17 protein-coding genes are annotated in these 17,367 nt (G+C 74.8%); 10 read left to right on the top strand and 7 right to left on the bottom strand.

Annotated elements, in window-relative coordinates; genetic code table 11:
• Nucleotides 1–258 precede the first annotated feature (258 nt).
• On the top strand, nt 259–891 hold the full coding sequence (locus ABTZ17_RS31255; RefSeq protein WP_352199146.1) for a hypothetical protein: 633 nt from the start codon (nt 259–261) through the stop codon (nt 889–891).
• Between the two features lie 93 nt (nt 892–984).
• On the opposite strand, the gene ABTZ17_RS31250 is transcribed toward ABTZ17_RS31255, so the two are convergent.
• Entirely contained in the window at nt 985–1,611 is a 627-nt protein-coding gene (locus ABTZ17_RS31250; protein WP_352199145.1) for a TetR family transcriptional regulator, read from the bottom strand.
• Nucleotides 1,612–1,868: 257 nt separating this feature from the next.
• Between ABTZ17_RS31250 and ABTZ17_RS31245 the strand changes: the two genes are divergently transcribed.
• The 4 genes from ABTZ17_RS31245 to ABTZ17_RS31230 all read left to right on the top strand — a co-directional run bounded on the left by ABTZ17_RS31245 (nt 1,869) and on the right by ABTZ17_RS31230 (nt 5,763).
• Nucleotides 1,869–3,200, top strand: a complete 1,332-nt coding sequence (locus ABTZ17_RS31245; protein ID WP_352199148.1) for a glycosyltransferase family 4 protein — start codon at nt 1,869–1,871, stop codon at nt 3,198–3,200.
• A 63-nt stretch (nt 3,201–3,263) separates the two neighbouring features.
• The gene (locus tag ABTZ17_RS31240; RefSeq protein WP_352199144.1) at nt 3,264–3,998 is read left to right on the top strand and encodes a class I SAM-dependent methyltransferase; all 735 of its coding nucleotides are present in this window, start codon (nt 3,264–3,266) and stop codon (nt 3,996–3,998) included.
• Nucleotides 3,995–5,077 carry a prenyltransferase gene (locus tag ABTZ17_RS31235; protein ID WP_352199143.1) on the top strand — a complete coding sequence of 361 codons (1,083 nt, stop codon included), beginning with the start codon at nt 3,995–3,997 and terminating at the stop codon, nt 5,075–5,077. The genes ABTZ17_RS31240 and ABTZ17_RS31235 overlap by 4 nt, the downstream gene beginning before the upstream one ends.
• 134 nt (nt 5,078–5,211) lie before the next feature.
• Nucleotides 5,212–5,763 carry a hypothetical protein gene (locus ABTZ17_RS31230; protein WP_352199142.1) on the top strand — a complete coding sequence of 184 codons (552 nt, stop codon included), beginning with the start codon at nt 5,212–5,214 and terminating at the stop codon, nt 5,761–5,763.
• Between the two features lie 92 nt (nt 5,764–5,855).
• Here ABTZ17_RS31230 and ABTZ17_RS31225 read toward each other — a convergent pair whose 3' ends face one another.
• From ABTZ17_RS31225 to ABTZ17_RS31210, 4 genes are all read right to left on the bottom strand, one after another.
• Nucleotides 5,856–6,866: an LLM class F420-dependent oxidoreductase gene (locus ABTZ17_RS31225; protein WP_352199141.1), complete on the bottom strand. Its 1,011-nt coding sequence runs from the start codon at nt 6,864–6,866 to the stop codon at nt 5,856–5,858.
• Nucleotides 6,867–6,997: 131 nt separating this feature from the next.
• A complete protein-coding gene (locus ABTZ17_RS31220) occupies nt 6,998–7,861 on the bottom strand; it encodes a hypothetical protein (protein WP_352199140.1) in 864 nt (287 codons plus the stop codon).
• A gap of 157 nt (nt 7,862–8,018) precedes the next feature.
• On the bottom strand, nt 8,019–9,035 hold the full coding sequence (locus ABTZ17_RS31215; protein WP_352199139.1) for an N-acetylmuramoyl-L-alanine amidase: 1,017 nt from the start codon (nt 9,033–9,035) through the stop codon (nt 8,019–8,021).
• 133 nt (nt 9,036–9,168) lie between these two features.
• The gene (locus ABTZ17_RS31210; protein WP_352199138.1) at nt 9,169–9,813 is read right to left on the bottom strand and encodes a class I SAM-dependent methyltransferase; all 645 of its coding nucleotides are present in this window, start codon (nt 9,811–9,813) and stop codon (nt 9,169–9,171) included.
• Nucleotides 9,814–10,132: 319 nt separating this feature from the next.
• On the opposite strand from ABTZ17_RS31210, the gene ABTZ17_RS31205 reads away from it, so the two are divergent.
• Nucleotides 10,133–12,331, top strand: a complete 2,199-nt coding sequence (locus tag ABTZ17_RS31205) for an acyl-CoA dehydrogenase family protein (RefSeq protein WP_352199137.1) — start codon at nt 10,133–10,135, stop codon at nt 12,329–12,331.
• Between the two features lie 12 nt (nt 12,332–12,343).
• Nucleotides 12,344–13,534 (top strand): lipid-transfer protein, encoded by a 1,191-nt coding sequence (locus ABTZ17_RS31200; protein ID WP_352199136.1) that lies wholly within the window; start codon nt 12,344–12,346, stop codon nt 13,532–13,534.
• Between the two features lie 60 nt (nt 13,535–13,594).
• Here ABTZ17_RS31200 and ABTZ17_RS31195 read toward each other — a convergent pair whose 3' ends face one another.
• Entirely contained in the window at nt 13,595–14,008 is a 414-nt protein-coding gene (locus tag ABTZ17_RS31195) for a response regulator (RefSeq protein WP_352199147.1), read from the bottom strand.
• Between the two features lie 274 nt (nt 14,009–14,282).
• Between ABTZ17_RS31195 and chsH3 the strand changes: the two genes are divergently transcribed.
• The 3 genes from chsH3 to ABTZ17_RS31180 are packed head-to-tail and all read left to right on the top strand — an operon-like array spanning nt 14,283 to nt 17,231.
• Nucleotides 14,283–15,137: an enoyl-CoA hydratase ChsH3 gene (chsH3, locus tag ABTZ17_RS31190; RefSeq protein WP_352199135.1), complete on the top strand. Its 855-nt coding sequence runs from the start codon at nt 14,283–14,285 to the stop codon at nt 15,135–15,137.
• Nucleotides 15,138–15,161: 24 nt separating this feature from the next.
• Nucleotides 15,162–16,238, top strand: coding sequence for a Zn-dependent alcohol dehydrogenase (locus ABTZ17_RS31185; RefSeq protein WP_352199134.1), 1,077 nt, complete (start codon nt 15,162–15,164; stop codon nt 16,236–16,238).
• 51 nt (nt 16,239–16,289) lie between these two features.
• Nucleotides 16,290–17,231: a 3-oxoacyl-ACP reductase gene (locus ABTZ17_RS31180; protein WP_352199133.1), complete on the top strand. Its 942-nt coding sequence runs from the start codon at nt 16,290–16,292 to the stop codon at nt 17,229–17,231.
• Here ABTZ17_RS31180 and ABTZ17_RS31175 read toward each other — a convergent pair.
• Nucleotides 17,165–17,367, bottom strand: a 203-nt coding sequence (locus tag ABTZ17_RS31175; RefSeq protein WP_352199132.1) for a M28 family peptidase, incomplete at its 5' end; no start/stop codon positions are given. The two genes, ABTZ17_RS31180 and ABTZ17_RS31175, sit on opposite strands and share 67 nt — an antisense overlap.

Genomic DNA, 17,367 nt, shown 5'->3' with positions numbered 1-17,367 from the left:
GCCGGTGGCACCCAACCCACCCCCCCGGCGGGGGGGGGGGGCGGGGGCCCCCCCCCGGGGGGGGGGGGGGGGGGCGGGGCGGCCCCCCGGGGGGGGGGGGGGGGGCGGGGGGCCCCGCCCCCCCCGCCTCCCGGTCCACGACGTCACGGCCGGCCGGTCGACGCCGGGGTGGGGTTCTCGGTGCTCGTGGCTGTGGCACACTCCTGCGACGGTCGTCGGGCGCACCGGTACCGGCGGGTTCGCAAGGGGTGGAAGCACATGCACGGCACGAAGTGGGCGGCGCTGGCCGCCGGGGCGGTCCTGCTGCTGGCGGGCTGCGGCGGCGGCGACGGGGACACCGGTCCCACCGGCACCGCCGGCACGGCCTCCGCCGGATCCCCGGAGCGCGACCTCGACGCGGGGGACGGCGCCGAGGTCGGCCCGCTGACCCGCGAGGACGCCCAGCGGGAGATCGACGCGGCCGCGAAGGCCGCCGGCCTCCCCGACGACGGCCGCCCGCGCGGGGCCGTGCCCTCCGCGCCCGCCGGCGCGAGCACCTCGGAGAAGGTCAAGTACCGGGCCCTGGCCTGCACCGCCCTGTGGACCTGGCTCGGGCCCGGCGCCAAACTGGCCGACCCCGCCGGGAGTTACGACAAGACCGTCGCGGAGCTGACGAAGAACGGCTGGCAGGACGGGGCCCGCAGCGAGCAGGAGGCCGAGCCGGGGAGCACGTCCGTGCAGACCGTCCTCACCAAGTCCGGCTGGACCCTGTACGCCCGCCACCACGGCTCGAAGGCCCTCACCATGCTCTCCTTCAACGCCACCGAGGACGCCTGCATGAAGCAGTTCACGCCGAAGGAGCAGGAGCAGCTGCTCGGCGACGCCGCGGCGACGGCCGGTCAGGGCGGCTGACCCGGCGCGGCGGTCCCGCGACACCGCCTGGAGCCGCGGGACCGGCTCCGCGCGACCACGTGATCCGTCCGCGCGACGACGTGATCCGGACTTTTACCGTCCGGCCCGGACCGGGTCCGTCAGGTCGATCAGCCGGCACACCGTCTCGATGTCGATCTTCACCTGGGCGATCGAGGCCCGCCCCGACAGCCAGGTGATCAGCGCCGAGTGCCAGGTGTGCTCGATGACCCGCACCGCCGACAGCTGCTCGGCGGTCGGCGGCCCGTCCAGGCCCATGGCGTCCAGGATGATCGCCGTGGTCAGCCGCGAGACGGTGTCCACCTCCGGGCTCACGCTGCGGTCGGCGAAGGTCAGCGCCCGCACCATCGCGTCGGCCAGGTGCGGCTCCCGCTGGAGGGCCCGGAAGGCCCGCATCAGGGTCTCCGCCACCCGGTCCGCCGGGTCCTCGCCCGCCGGAGGGCGCTTCCGCAGGGTGCTGTGCATGTGCTGGAGCTGGTCCTGCATGGTCGCCACCAGCAGGTGCACCTTCGAGGGGAAGTAGCGGTACAGGGTGCCCAGGGCCACGCTGGAGGACTCGGCCACCTCCCGCATCTGGACCGCGTCGAAGCCGCCCCGGCTGGCCAACTGCGCGCTGGCGTGGAGGATCCGCCGCCGCCGCGCCTCCTGGCGTTCGGTCAGGGGCGGAGAGGCGGGGGTGACGGCCTTGGCTTCCGCTGTCATGGGTCCCATCTCTTCGCGTTCCGTGGGGCGTTCGGGAGCGGCCGGGCAGGTCCTCCTGCGCCGCCCCGGGGGCTCAGCATGTCAGGAGCGGCGGTCGTGGCGCGAATCACCTGCTCCGCCTCTTACGGTGTGGTTTCCGGCCGGTAGATTCAATGCTCTTCGACGGATCAAGTCTGAAACTTGTTCTACATGATACGAGCGGTTACGCTCCGCCGAAAAGTGCAGGGAGAAGGGGGTCGGGAGTGACCGCAGAGGCCATGCTGACGAGCCTTTCCGCGGGATCCGCCACGGACGGCGACCGCCCGCTGCGCATCGCACTCCTCACGTACAAAGGGAACCCGTTCTGCGGCGGCCAGGGCGTCTACGTCCGGCACCTGTCGCGTGAGCTGGCCCGCCTCGGGCACACCGTCGAGGTGATCGGCGCCCAGCCCTACGCCGTCCTCGACGAGGTCACCGACGGGGTGCCCGGCGGCGCCCTGTCCCTCACCGAACTCCCCAGCCTGGACCTCTACCGCCAGCCCGACCCCTTCCGCACCCCCCGCCGCGGGGAGTACCGGGACTGGATCGACGCGCTGGAGGTCGCCACCATGTGGACCGGCGGCTTCCCCGAGCCGCTGACCTTCTCGCTGCGCGCCCGCCGCCACCTCGCGGCCCGCCGGGGCGAGTTCGACGTCATCCACGACAACCAGACCCTCGGCTACGGGTTCCTCGGCGGCCCCGCCGCCCTCGGCGCCCCGTTGGTCACCACCGTCCACCACCCCATCACCGTGGACCGGCGGCTGGAGCTCGACGCCGCCAAGGACCGCAAGCGCCGGGCCTCCGTCCGCCGCTGGTACGCCTTCACGCGGATGCAGGGCCGGGTGGCGCGGCGGCTGCCCTCCGTCCTCACCGTCTCCGGTTCCTCCCGGCAGGAGATCGCCGACCACCTGGGCGTCCGGGGGGACCGCATCCACGTGGTCCACATCGGCGCCGACACCGACCTCTGGTCCCCGGACCCGGCCGTCGCCGAGGTCCCGGGCCGCATCGTCACGACCTCCAGCGCCGACGTGCCCCTCAAGGGGCTCGTCTTCCTGATCGAGGCCCTGGCCAAGCTCCGCACCGAACGCCCCGAGGCCCACCTCGTCGTCGTCGGCAAGCGCGCCGACAAGGGCCCGGTGGCCCGCGCCATCGAGAAGCACGGCCTCCGGGACGCCGTGGAGTTCGTCAAGGGCATCAGCGACGCCGAACTCGTCGACCTGGTCCGCAGCGCCGAGATCGCCTGCGTGCCCAGCCTGTACGAGGGCTTCTCGCTGCCCGCCGCCGAGGCGATGGCCACCGCCACCCCGCTCGTGGCCACCACCGGCGGCGCCATCCCCGAGGTCGCCGGCACCGACGGCGAGACCTGCCTGGCGGTGCCGCCCGGCGACGCCGGCGCCCTGGCCGACGCCCTGGGCCGGCTCCTCGCCGACCCCGAACTGCGCGCCCGCCTCGGCGCGGCCGGTCGGCAGCGCGTCCTGGACCGCTTCACCTGGGCCAAGGCCGCCGAGGGCACCGTCGCCCACTACCGGGCCGCCATCGCGGCCGCGGGCCGGACCCCCGGCGCCCGCTGACCGGACCCCCGTGCCACCACCCCCGCACCACCCCCGCCTCCTCGACCGCGAAAGCAGGACCTCGTGCTGACCGTCGACTTCTCCCGGTTCCCCCTCGCCGCCGGAGACCGAGTCCTCGACCTGGGCTGCGGCGCCGGCCGGCACGCCTTCGAGTGCTACCGACGCGGCGCCCAGGTGGTCGCCCTCGACCGCAACGGCGAGGAGATCCGCGAGGTCGCCAAGTGGTTCGCGGCCATGAAGGAGGCCGGTGAGGCCCCCGCCGGGGCCACCGCCACCGCCATGGAGGGCGACGCCCTCGCCCTGCCCTTCCCCGACGACTCCTTCGACGTCGTGATCATCTCCGAGGTCATGGAGCACATCCCGGACGACAAGGGCGTCCTCGCCGAGATGGTCCGGGTGCTCCGCCCCGGCGGCCGCATCGCCATCACCGTGCCCCGCTACGGCCCCGAGAAGGTCTGCTGGGCCCTCTCCGACGCCTACCACGAGGTCGAGGGCGGCCACATCCGCATCTACAAGGCCGACGAGCTCCTCGCCAAGATGACCGAGGCCGGCCTCAAGCCCTACGGCACCCACCACGCCCACGGACTGCACTCCCCGTACTGGTGGCTCAAGTGCGCCTTCGGCGTGGACAACGACAAGGCCCTCCCGGTCCGCGCGTACCACAAGCTGCTGGTCTGGGACATCATGAAGAAGCCGCTCGCGACCCGGCTCGCCGAGCAGGCCCTCAACCCCGTCATCGGCAAGAGCTTCGTCGCCTACGCCACCAAGCCCCACCTGCCCGCGGGCGCCGCCCAGTGAGCACCCCCGGGCGCACCGAACACCTGGTCCTGCCCGGCGTGCTGACCGCCGAGCAGGCCGCCGAGACGGTGGCCGGGATCCTCGCCGTCCAGCGCGCCGACGGGGCCATCCCCTGGTTCCGCGGCCACCACCTCGACCCGTGGGACCACACCGAGGCCGCCATGGCCCTGGACGCCGCGGGCGAGCACGAGGCCGCCGCCCGCGCCTACGACTGGCTGGTCCGCCACCAGAACCCCGACGGCTCCTGGTACGCCGCCTACGCCGACCGCCCCGAGGGCGTGGACACCACCACCCCGCAGGACGCCGGCAAGGAGTCCAACTTCACGGCCTACCTCGCCGTCGGCGTCTGGCACCACTTCCTCGCCACCGGCGACGAGGGCTTCCTCGACCGCATGTGGCCCGCCGTCTACGCGGCCGTGGAGTTCGTCCTCGGACTCCAGCAGCCCGGCGGCCAGATCGGCTGGAAGCGCGAACCGGACGGCACCGCCGTCGCCGACGCCCTCCTCACCGGTTCCTCCTCCGTCCACCAGGCGCTCCGCTGCGCCCTCGCCGTCGCCGAGCACCGCGGGGAGCCGCAGCCCGACTGGGAGCTGGCCACCGGCGCCCTCGCGCACGCGATCCGCCGCCACCCCGAGCGGTTCCTCGACAAGGACCGCTACTCCATGGACTGGTACTACCCGGTCCTCGGCGGCGCCCTGACCGGGGCCGAGGCCAAGGCCCGGATCGAGGAGCGCTGGGAGGAGTTCGTCGTCCCCGACCTCGGCGTGCGCTGCGTCCTGCCCAACCCGTGGGTGACCGGCGGCGAGAGCTGCGAACTGGCCCTCGCCCTGTGGGCCACCGGCGAATCCGACCGGGCCCTGGAGATCCTGCGCTCGATCGGGCACCTGCGGGCGCCCGGCGGCATGTACTGGACCGGGTACGTCTTCGAGGACCGCGCGGTCTGGCCGGTGGAGCAGACCGCCTGGACGGCGGGTTCGCTGCTGCTGGCGGTGGCCGCCCTCGGCGGGGACCCGGCCACCACGGCCGTCTTCGGCGGTACGGAGCTGCCCTCGGGGCTCTCCCCGGAGTGCTGCGGCTGAACCCGGCGGACCCGGGCCGCGGGCCGGCGGCCGGCCCGCCCTCCGGTGGCGGGCCGCCCGGCCCCGGGTGAACCTGCGGGGAGTGCCAGTCCCCCCGGGCGCGTGCCCGGGGGACCCCCGCCGGAGGTTCCACCGTGCCCGTATTCCGTACAGCACCGCTCCGCCGCGCCCTCGTGGCCCTGCTGCTGTCCTTCGCCCTGCTCGCCGGGGCCACCGCCTGCGGCGGGGACGACAAGGACGGCGCGTCCGGCTCCGCCACCCCCACCGGCTCCGCGGAGGCGCAGAAGTTCGCCAAGACCCGCTTCGTGGCCAACGCGGGGCTCGCGGCCGGGGCCACGTACCAGTGGATCGTCAAGCCGTACCGCGAGGGCAAGTTCAAGCAGGGCGCGGACGGCCGCAAGCTCGCCCTGGTCAAAGCGGGTCTGGCGGGTGCCTTCACCTACAACCGGCTCAAGGCCGCGGTGAACAACGCCAAGGGCGACGAACTGCTCTCCAAGGCGGTGGCCCCGCTCTCGGCGGGCATCGACTCCCTGAAGGACCTGGGCACCAAGCTCCGCAAGGGCGAGGCCAGTGACGCCGACGTGGGTGCCTTCGAGAGCGTGATCAACAACATCAAGGACGCGGGGAAGAGCGCGGGCGCCGAGGTCAAGGACCAGGTGCCCAGCGCCTCCCAGCTGGGCGGATAGCCCACGCCGCCCCGGTCACCGTCCCCGTACGGCCCCGGTGCCCGCCCCTCCCGGAGGGGCCGGCGCCGGGGCCGCGGCGGTGCCCGGGACCGTCAGGAGTTCAGCTCGGCGAGCACCCGCAGCGTCTCCGGGTCGGGGGCGGTGACCAGCAGGTCCGTGACCGGGCCGGACCGCCACAGCTCCAGCCGCTCCGCGATCCGCTCCCGCGGCCCCACCAGGGAGATCTCGTCGGCGAAGGCGTCCGGCACGGCGAGGACCGCCTCCTCCTTGCGGCCGGCGAGGAACAGCTCCTGGATCCGCCGGGCCTCCGCCTCGTAACCCATCCGGCCCATCAGGTCGGCGTGGAAGTTCCGGGCCGCGTGCCCCATGCCGCCGATGTAGAAGCCCAGCATGGCCTTGACCGGCAGCAGCCCCTCGGCCACGTCCCGGCAGACCTTCGCCCGGGCCATCGGAGCGATCATGAACCCCTTCGGCAGCTCCGTCAGGGAGGCGCCGTACACGTCCGGGCGCAGCGGCGACCAGTACAGCGGCAGCCAGCCGTCGGCGATCCGGGTGGTCTGGGCGATGTTCTTCGGCCCCTCCGCGCCGAGCAGCACGGGCAGGTCGGCGCGGAGCGGGTGGGTGATGGGTTTGAGGGGCTTGCCCAGGCCGGTGCCGTCCGCGCCCCGGTAGGGGTGGCCGTGGAAGCGGCCGTCCAGGGCGACGGGGGCCTCGCGGCGGAACACCTGCCGGATCACGTCCACGTACTCGCGGGTCGCGGTCAGCGGGCTCGACGGGAAGGGGCGCCCGTACCAGCCCTCCACCACCTGCGGGCCGGACAGGCCCAGGCCGAGCATCATCCGGCCGCCGGAGAGGTGGTCGAGGGTGAGGGCCTGCATGGCGGTGGCGGTGGGGGTGCGGGCCGCCATCTGCGCGATCGCGGTGCCCAGCCGGATCCGTGAGGTGTGCGCGGCGATCCAGGTGAGGGTGGTGAAGGCGTCCGAGCCCCAGGCCTCCGCGGTCCACACGGAGTCGTAGCCGAGGCGTTCGGCCTCGGTGGCGAGGTCGAGGTGGTCCGGCTGGGGGCCGCGGCCCCAGTAGCCGAGGGCGAGTCCGAGGCGCATGCGGTCCCCTCCGGTGCGCGGCGGCTGCCGCCCCCGCGATCTGACGATCCGTCAGGGGACTGTAGGGCAACGGCCCCCCGCCCGGAAGGGCGGGGGGCCGTCACCCTCGGATGCGGGCCGGGGCCGCGGGCTCAGCCGCGCTGGATCCCCGAGGCGTCCTGGAGGATGCCGCGCCGCTCGTCCTGGGTCTGCACCACCAGCGCGGCCGGGCCGTGCTGGCCCACCGCCAGGTACCAGGTGCCGGGGGTCAGCTCGGCGATCGGCGCGCCCGAGCCGCCCTCCGGCAGCAGCGGACGGGCCACCGGCACCGCGAACCAGAACGGCGCGAACTCGGCGGCACCGGAACCCTGCGGCGGCTGCGCCCCCGCGTGCTGCTGACCGGCGCCGTGCTGCGCCGCCCCGTGCTGCGGTCCGGCGCCGTGCTGTCCGGCGTGCGGGTCCTGGCCGGCGCCGGCACCGTAGCCGGAGGGGCCGGGCTGTCCGCCGTACTGCTGGCCCGGGTAGCCGTAGCCGCCGCCGGGCTGCCCGCCGGGCTGTCCGCCGTACGGGGCCGCGGGGGTCGGGGAGGGGGCGGGCACCAGCGCGCCGGCGAGCGCCGGGACCTTGGAGCCGAAGAGGGTCACGCCGGCCAGGGCCAGGGTGGCGAGGAAGGCGAGGATCGCGCCGGCGCCCAGCTCCATCCGCTCCGGGCTCAGCATCAGCGACCAGAGCGAGGTCCAGAACGCGGCCACCGCGAGGACCGTCCCCCAGGCCGACAGCGGGATCCCGGCGAGCTGGCGGGCCTGCGGCTGGAAGCGGGAGGCGATGAGCAGACCGGCCGCGATGAACCCCAGCAGGAAGAGCGTCGGCAGCACCAGCCCGAAGGCGTCGGTGTCCCAGGAGCTCGGCAGGTCGACCCCGTCGACGGAGTAGAAATCGAGGAACGAGGCGATGAACAGCAGCACCGCTGCTCCGATCACCACGCCGTCGCCTCGAGTGAGGGAGCGGATGTTCACTTGGGTGTCCTTCTCGGTCTCGATCGTCGTCTCGTGGTGCCGCGGCCGGATGCGCCGGGGCGCAGCGGGGGACCATCGTACGGATGCTCCCCGCCGCCGGGGGCCCCGGGTCGGCGGGCCGCCCCCGGAACCCGCGCCGACGGGTCCCGTACCGGACCTACCCGCCGAGGAAACCGACGATGCCGTCCGCGATGCCCCGGGCCGCGTCCTGACGCCACTGAGGGCTCGTCAGCAGGGCCGCGTCCTTGGGGTCGCGCATGTTGCCGCACTCGACGAACACCTTGGGGCGGGTGGAGAGGTTGAGGCCGCCGAGGTCGTCGCGGACGACCAGTCCGGTACCGCCGCCCACGTAGTTGGACGGGCCGAGTCCGGTGGCCCGGACGAAGTTGCCGGCGATCCGCTCGCCCAGGGCCCGGGAGGGGGCAACGATCTTCGTGGTGTCCGCGGCCCCGCCCCTGACCAGGGCGGGCAGGATCACGTGGAAGCCGCGGTTGCCCGCGGAGGAGCCGTCGGCGTGCACCGACACCACGGCGTCGGCCCCGGCGCCGTTGCCGATCCGGGCCCGCTCGTCGATGCAGGGCCCGAAGGGCAGGTCGCCCTCGTGGGTCAGCACCACCCGGGCGCCGCGCTGTTCCAGCAGGGTCCGCAGCCGGCGGGAGACGTCGAGGGTGAACTCGGCCTCCTTGTAACCGGCGTTGGTGGTGGTGCCGGTGGCGTCGCACTCCTTGCGACCGGTGCCGATGTCCACCTTGCGGTTGATCTCGCTGGTGTGGCGGAAGTTCCCGGTGTTGTGCCCGGGGTCGATGACCACGGTCCGCCCGGCGAGCGGCCTGCCACCGGGCGCGGGCGCGGCGGGCGCCGAGGAGCCGGCGGCGGAGGGGGTGGGGACGGCGGTGGAGGGCGCGACCGGGGGAGAGGCCGCCGGCCGGTCCCCGGCGGACTTGGCGTCCCCGCTGCGCTCCGGGCCGGGGGAGGCGGCCCCCAGGGCCGGCGGCTCGGCGGCCCGCCCGCCGTCGCCTTCGGTGAACACTTGCGTCAGCACCCACCCGGCCAGGAAGGCGGGCGCGAGCACGGCCACGGCCACCACGACCGTGGACCGGCGGGGGAACCGGGCCCGGTGCGGAGCGATCGAGGCGGAGGATTCCGGCGGCGGGGGGCTCTCGTCGTACGGCACGACGCGACTCTAGCCCCGCCGACCCGCACGCCGGGGCAGGCCGGACGGGGAATTCGGGTGGCGGGGGCGGGCGGTCCCGGCGGTACGCCCGTCGATCGGGGGCCGGGTCGTGCGCCGTGCCGGTGGGCGCCGCCTACAGGCCCGGGGCCGTACGGCGCAGGACGCGGAGGGAGTCCGTGGCCGGGAGCTCGGTGAAGGCGCCCGAGGCCAGGGCGCGGAGGTAGATCCGGTACGGGGCCTGGCCGCCGTCGGCCGGGTCGGGGAAGACGTCGTGGATCACCAGCAGGCCGCCCTCCGCCAGGTGCGGCGCCCAGCCCTCGTAGTCGGCGGTGGCGTGCTCGTCGGTGTGCCCGCCGTCGATGAAGACCAGGCCCAGCGGGCCGCCCCAGACCGCCGCGGCCCGCGGGGAGCGCCCGACCAGCGCCAGTACGTGCTCCTCCAGACCGGCCCGGTGCAGGGTCCGGCGGAAGGTGGGCAGGGTGTCCATCAGGCCGACCTCGGGGTCCACGACCTCCGGGTCGTGGTACTCCCAGCCCGGCTGCTGCTCCTCGCTGCCCCGGTGGTGGTCCACGGTGACGGCCGTCAGCCCGGCGGCGCGGGCCGCGTCGGCCAGCAGCAGGGTGGAACGGCCGCAGTACGTGCCCACCTCCAGCAGGGGCAGCCCCAGCGAAGCCGCCTCGACGGCGGCCGCGTGGAGGGCCAGGCCCTCGTGCCGCGGCATGAACCCCTTGGCGGACTCGAAGGCGGCGAGGATCTCCGGCTCGGGTGCCGTGGCCATGGTGGTGCCTTTCCTGCGGGGTGCCGGTGCGTGCGCTCATGGTGCCCTACCGTCGGGTAATCCACCACGGCGGGGCCCCGGCGGGCCAGGGCAAGCCCCTCCCGCGGCCCTTTCGCCTCAATCGCCGGCGGGGCTCGGGATGTGCCTTCTGTCGTCGTGTGGCGCGCACCGGGCCACCCACCACAGCCCCGCCGGCGTTCGAGGCGACCCGTGCCCGGTCCGGTGTCACGGCCGGAAGGGTCCTGTCGAACGGTAACTCCCTTGCACAGCACAGCGCCTGAGCTTCCGTCAGATTGGAACGTGTTCTACTCTGCCGCGCATGGGCATCGGAATCACTCAAGAGCACCGGGAGTTGGCGGACGCCGTGCGGGGATGGGTGGCGCGGGCCGTGCCCCCCGACGAGGTGCGGAAGTTGCTCGATTCGCCCCCGCGGAGCGGCTCGCGGCCCGCCTACTGGGACGGGATCGCCGCCCAGGGGCTGCTCGCCCCGCACCTGGACGGCGGGTCCCTGCTCGACATGGCGGTGGCCCTGGAGGCGGCGGCCGAAGCGGTCCTGCCGGGGCCGTACCTGCCGCACGCCCTCGCCGCCGCGCTGCTCGCCCGGGATCCGGCCCCGGACCCGGTCGCGCTCGCCGCGGCCCTCGCCGACGGCGGTCGGGTCGCGGCCGTGGCCCTCGGGCCGGGCACCCTCACCGCCGTGCCCGGGGCGGCCGGGGAGGGCGACGGCGGGTACCTCCTCGACGGCACCGCCCCGCCGGTCCTCGGCGCCGCCGAGGCCGACCTCCTGGTCCTCGCGGCGGAGGTCCCGGCGACCGGCGGCGACCCCGGGGGCACCCGGTGGTTCGCCGTGGACGCCGCCGTCCTGGAGGTGCGGGCCCACGAGAGCGCCGATCCCACCCGCCCCACCGCGGAGGTCCGCGCCGCCGCCGTCCGGGTGCCCCCCGGCCGCCTGCTCGCCGTGGACACCCCGCTCGTGACGGACCTCGCGGCCGCCCTGTTCGCCGCCGACGCCTGCGGCACCGCCGCCCGCGCGGTGCGCACGGCCGCCGAGTACGCCAAGGTCCGCGAACAGTTCGGCCGTCCCATCGGCCGCTTCCAGGCCGTCAAGCACCTCTGCGCGGACATGCTCGTCCGGCTGGAACAGAGCCGCGCCCTCGCCTGGGACGCCGCCCTCGCCGCCGGGGACCCGGAGCTGCCCGCCGGGGCCCGCGCCCTCGGCACCGCGCTCGCCGCGGGCACCGCCCTGGACGCCGCGTACTCCTGCGCGAAGGACTGCATCCAGATCCTCGGCGGCATCGGCTTCACCTGGGAGCACGACGCCCACCTGCTGCTCCGCCGCGCCCTCGTGGCCCGTCAGCTCCTCGGGACCGGCGACGGCCACCGCGTCCGGGCCGTCGCCCTGGCCGCCGCCGGCGCTCGCCGCGATCTGCGCCTGGAGCTGCCCGCCACCGCCGAGGAGCACCGGGACCGGGCCCGCCGCGCCGTCTCCGTCGCCGTCGGCCTCGACCCGGCCGAGGCCCGCCGCGCGCTGACCCCCTCCGGCTACGCCGCCCCCCACCTGCCGCCCCCGTACGGCATCGGCGCCGGACCGATCGAACAGCTCGTCGTGCAGCAGGAACTGGCCGCCGCCGGAGTGAAGGTCGCCGATCTGGGCATCGCCACCTGGGTGGTGCCCTCCCTGCTCGCCCACGGCAGCCCCGCCCAGCAGGAGCGGTTCCTCGGCCCCACCCTCCGCGGCGACCTGCTGTGGTGCCAGCTCTTCTCCGAGCCCGAGGCCGGCTCCGACCTGGCCGCCCTGCGCACCCGCGCCGAACGCCTTCCGGACGGCCGCTGGCGGGTCAACGGCCAGAAGGTGTGGACCAGTTCGGCCCGCACCGCCGACCACGGCATCCTGCTCGCCCGCACCGACCCGGACGCCCCCAAGCACCGGGGCCTCACGTACTTCCTCGTCGACATGCGGAACACCCCCGGCATCGGCATCCGCCCCCTCAAGGAGATCACCGGGGACTCTCTCTTCAACGAGGTCTTCCTCGACGACGTCCTGCTCCCCGCCGACGCCGTCGTCGGCGAGGTCGGCGGCGGCTGGCGGGTGGCCCGCCACACCCTGGGCAGCGAACGGGTTCACATGGCCGACCAGATGACCTTCGACACCGGCCTGGAAGCCCTCATCGCCCGCTCCGCCGGGCTCGACGGAGCCCTGCGGGCCCGGATCGGCGTCCTCGCCGCCGAGGCCCACGCCCTCGCCTGCATCGGGCTGCGCACCACCCTCCGGCAGGTCGCCGGGGAGGAACCCGGCGCCGGGGCCTCCGTCCGCAAGCTCCTCCAGACCCCGCACCAGCAGCGGACCGCCGAACTCGCCCTCGAACTCCTCGGCCCGGCGGGCGCCGTCCGCGAGGGGGCGGGGGAGCGGGCCGTCCACGGCATGCTCATGTCCCGCTGCCTGACCATCGCCGGGGGCACCACCCAGGTCCAGCTCAACGTCGTCGCCGAGCGGCTGCTCGGCCTGCCGCGTGACTGAAGGAGAGCACCCGTGAAGACGTACCTCGTCGGCGTGGGCATGACCCGCTTCGAGAAGCCCGAATCCCGTGACTGGCAGTACTGGGACATGGTCCGCGAGGCGGGGCGGGCGGCCCTCGACGACGCCCGCACCGCCTTCGACGCCGTGGAACAGGTCACCGTCGGCTACTGCTTCCAGCCCTCCACGGCCGGCCAGCGCGCCGCCTACGAACTGGGCCTGACCGGCGTGCCCGTCTACAACGTCAACAACAACTGCGCCACCGGCTCCACCGCCCTCATGATGGCCCGGCAGTTCGTCGCGGGCGGGCTCAACGACTGCGTGCTCGCCCTCGGCTTCGAGAAGATGAAGCGCGGCTCCCTCGGCGGTGGCGCCGACGGCGGGGACTTCAAGACCTCCCCCGTGGCCCGGCACTACGGGATCATGGCCGCCGGCCACGGCTTCGAGATGTCCCCGCCCACCGCCCAGATCTTCGGCAACGCCGCCCGCGAGCACATGGACCGGTACGGCACCACCGCCGCCCAACTCGCCGCGGTCGCCGAGAAGAACCACCGGCACTCCGCGGACAACCCCAACGCCCAGTTCCGCGACGTGTACGCGCTGGAGGACGTGCTGGCCGCCAAGGAGATCCACCGGCCCCTGACCCGGCTCCAGTGCTCGCCCACCTCCGACGGCGCGGCGGCCGCCCTGGTGGTCTCCGAGCGGTTCGTGGCCGAACACGGGCTCCGGGACCGGGCCGTGGAGATCGTCGCCCAGTCCATGACCACCGACACCGAGGAGTCGTTCGCCTCGGGCTCCTGCATCGACGCCGTCGGCCGCCCGATGAGCGCCGCCGCCGCCCGGCAGGTCTACGAGAGCTCCGGACTCGGCATCGAGGACGTGGACGTGATCGAGCTCCACGACTGCTTCTCGATCAACGAGCTCCTGACCTACGAAGCCCTCGGGATGTGCGCCGAGGGGGCCTCCGGCAAGCTCGTGGAGAGCGGGGCCACCACCCACGGCGGCCGCTGGGTGGTCAACCCCTCCGGCGGCCTGATCTCCAAGGGGCACCCCCTCGGCGCCACCGGCCTCGCCCAGGCCGCCGAACTGGTCTGGCAGCTGCGCGGCGAGGCGGGCGCCCGCCAGGTCCCGGGCGCCCGCACCGGCCTGGCCCACAACATCGGCCTCGGCGGCGCGGCCGTGGTCACCCTGCTGCGCCGAGACTGACCCGACCGGGCCCGGCCCCCGGAGCCGTGGGACCCGTGACCCGGGGGCCGGGGGCCGCGCTCACGGCGCGGGGGCGGCCTCCGGGGGGTCCAGGGCCGGGTCGACGACCGTCTCGCCCATCGACACCCGGCGCAGTGCCGCCGCCAGCTCCTCCACGGGCCCGTCCCGCAGCAGCAGGCCGGCGGCCCCGGCCGCCAGGGCCGCCGCGGCCAGTCCCGGCCGGGCGGAACCGGCCAGCAGCACCGTCCGGCAGTCGGGCAGCTCCGCGGCCAGTGCGGCCACGGCCGCCAGGTCCTCCACGAGGGCCACCTCGGGCCGACCGGCCTGCGCGGCGGGCCGCGGATCCTCCCCCGGGGCGACCCGGGCCACCACTTCGATGTCCGGTCGCAGGGTCAGCTGTACGGCCAGCGCGGCCGCGTCCGCGCTGTTCAGGAGCACCCGCAGGGAGCGGGCGGGGCGGTGGTCACGGGGCATCTCGTCCACCCTGACAGGGTAGGTCCGGACCTGCCGCTGGGCCGGTCAACACGCTTGTCCGAAGCCCATACTGACAAGTCGTCAGGAGTCTTCCCAACTCCCCGGGGGTGCGTTATACATAGGGCTCGACCGGTCCTAGAACGCGTTCTAGAAGCTCGTCCGGCACCCGCGGACCGACCGCGCGGGCCGGTCCCCAGACGACCTCGGTGCGGCCGACGGTGCGGACGGCCGCACCGGGGTCTTCCAGCTCTCGCGACCAAGGAGCAGCATCCCCATGCCGATCGACGCCGCCAGGGCCCTCGCCGCCGAACCCCGTCAGAGCGACATCGGCTGGGACCACAAGGACATCCAGCTCTACCACCTGGGCCTCGGCGCGGGCACCCCCGCCACCGACCCCGACGAGCTGCGCTACACCCTGGAGTCCCGGCTGCACGTCCTGCCCAGCTTCGCCACCGTGGCCGGCGCGGGCATGGCCATGCTCGGCGGCCTCGGCGCCCCCGGCATCGACGTCAACCTCGCGCACGTCCTGCACGGCGGCCACCGGATCGAGCTGCACCGTCCGATCCCCGTCAAGGGCGGCGCCACCAGCCGGTCGAAGGTCGCCGCCGTCTGGGACAAGGGCAAGGCCGCCGTGATCGTGCTGCGCTCCGAGGTCGCCGACGCCGACGGGCCGCTGTGGACCAGCGACGCGCAGATCTTCGTCCGCGGCGAGGGCGGCTTCGGCGGCGAACGCGGCCCCTCCGCCCGCGACGAGGCCCCCGACCGGGAGCCCGACCGCGTCGTCGAGCGCCGCATCCGCGAGGACCAGGCCCTCCTCTACCGGCTCTCCGGCGACTGGAACCCGCTGCACGCCGACCCCGAGTTCGCCAAGCTCGGCGGCTTCGACCGGCCGATCCTGCACGGCCTGTGCTCGTACGGCATGACCCTGAAGGCCGTGGTGGACACCGTCCTCGACGGCGACGTCTCCCGGGTCCGCGCCTACGGCACCCGCTTCGCCGGGATCGTCTTCCCGGGCGAGACCCTGCGCATCCGGATGTGGCAGGACCCCGGCCGCGTCCGGGTGGAGGTGACCGCCGTCGAACGGGACGACGCGCCGGTCCTCGCCGACACCCTCGTCGAACACGCCTGATCCACGACCCCGAGGAGCCGCACCGTGCGCGCAGCACTGCTCACCGAGATAGGCCAGGACAAGCTGGAGATCGTCGAGGACATCGAGGCCGTGGGCTTCGGCCCCGGCAAGGTACGGATCCGGATCCGCGCCACCGGACTGTGCCACTCGGACCTCTCCGCCATGAACGGGATCCTCCCGCAGCCCGCCCCCTTCGTCCCCGGCCACGAGGGCGCCGGCGAGGTCCTCGACGTGGGCGACGGGGTCACCCACGTCAAGCCCGGCGACCGGGTGCTGGTCTGCTGGCTGCCGCCCTGCGGCCACTGCCCGTCCTGCAAGCGCGGCCAGGGCCACCTCTGCCTCGACAGCCTCGTCAACGCGGGCGTCCCCAACTTCAAGCGGCCCGGCGGCGACGTCTTCGGCTTCGCGGGCACCGGCACCTTCGCCGAGGAGGTCGTGGTCTCGGCGGGCTGCGCCGTGCCCATCCCCGACGACGTGCCCTTCGAGATCGCCGCGCTCATCGGCTGCGGGGTCACCACCGGCCTGGGTGCCGCGATCAACACCGCGCAGGTCGCCGCCGGTTCCTCGGTGGCCGTGATCGGCTGCGGCGGGGTCGGCATCTCCGCCGTACAGGGGGCCAAGGTGCAGGGCGCCGCCCAGGTGATCGCCGTGGACCCGGTGGCCTCCCGTCGCGAGGCCGCCCTCCGCTTCGGCGCCACCGAGGCCGTCTCCCCGGAGGAGTTCGCCGACGCCAAGGCCCGGATCACCGGCAACGAGGGCTTCGACTACGTCTTCGAGGTGGTCGGCAAGTCCGCCACCGCCCGCACCGCCTACGACATGACCCGGCGCGGCGGCACCGTCTGCGTGGTCGGCGCCGGCGCCCTCGACGACAACTTCCAGATCGACATGTTCAGCCTCTTCTTCGACGAGAAGCGGATCCTGCCCTCCATGTACGGCGGCGGGGACGTGCTCCGCTCCTACGAGCGCACCATCGCCCTCTGGCGGGCCGGACGCGTGGACCTGGCCGGCCTGATCACCCACCGGGTCCGGCTGACCGAGATCAACGACGCCCTCGACCAGATGCGCACCGGCACCGCCCTGCGCACCTGCATCGAGCTCTGACCCGCCCGGGCCCGACGCCCGGCACCTCCGATCCGAGAGGAACCCAGCCAGATGGCACTGCCACTCCAGGGACTGACCGCCGTCGTGACGGGCGCGGGCCGCGGGCTCGGCCGCGCCGAGGCCCTCGAACTCGCCCGGCTCGGCGCGAGCGTGGTCGTCAACGACTTCGGCCGGCCCGGCCGCGACGGTTCCGGGGCCGCCTCCGCCGGACCCGCCGAGGAAGTGGCCGCCGAGATCCGGGCGGCGGGCGGCGAGGCGGTGGCGCACGCGGGCGACGTCGCCGACTTCGCGCAGGCGGAGGAGCTGGTGCGGCTGGCCGTGGACACCTACGGCAAGCTCGACGTGCTCGTCAACAACGCCGGCATCCTCCGGGACCGGATGGTCTTCTCCATGTCGGAGGAGGAGTGGGACTCGGTGATCCGCGTCCACCTCAAAGGCCACTTCAACACCACCCGCTTCGCGGCGGCGCACTGGCGGGAGCGGTCCAAGGCGGCCGGCGGCCCGGTCTACGGCCGGATCGTCAACACCTCCTCCGAAGCCTTCCTCGGCGGCTCCGCGGGCCAGCCCAACTACGCCGCGGCCAAGGGCGGGATCGTGGGCCTCACCACCTCCACCGCCCTGGCCCTGGCCAAGTACGGGGTCACGGCCAACGCCATCTGCCCGCGGGCCCGCACCCGGATGACCGAGGACGTCTTCGCGGGCTTCCAGGTCCCGGAGGACGGCGCCCTCGACGCCCTCGCCCCCGAACACGTGGCCCCACTGGTCGGCTACCTGGCCTCGCCCGCCGCGGCCCGCGCCAACGGACAGCTGTTCGTGGTGCACGGCGGCATCGTGGTGATCATGGAACGCCCGCGGGTGGCGGCCAAGTTCGACACCGCCAAGGAGTCCTTCTCCTTCGAGGAGCTGGACGGCCTCCTCACCCCGCACTACGCCGACCGTCCGGTGGGGGAGACCTTCGCCGCCCCCGAGGTCCTGGGCCTGCGCCACGAGTGACCCCGCCCCCGGGCCGCGCCCGGGAAGCACGGAGGGGCGCCCCGGGAGGCCACGTAGGCCTCGGAGCCGAGCAGGCCGAACTCCTCGGCGGACCACCAGGCGAACTTGACCTTGTTCTTGAACTTGTCCTTGGACT

This window comes from Streptomyces sp. NPDC097619, assembly GCF_040302735.1.
Taxonomy (GTDB): domain Bacteria; phylum Actinomycetota; class Actinomycetes; order Streptomycetales; family Streptomycetaceae; genus Streptomyces.
This window is presented reverse-complemented; position numbering and strand designations above follow the sequence as displayed.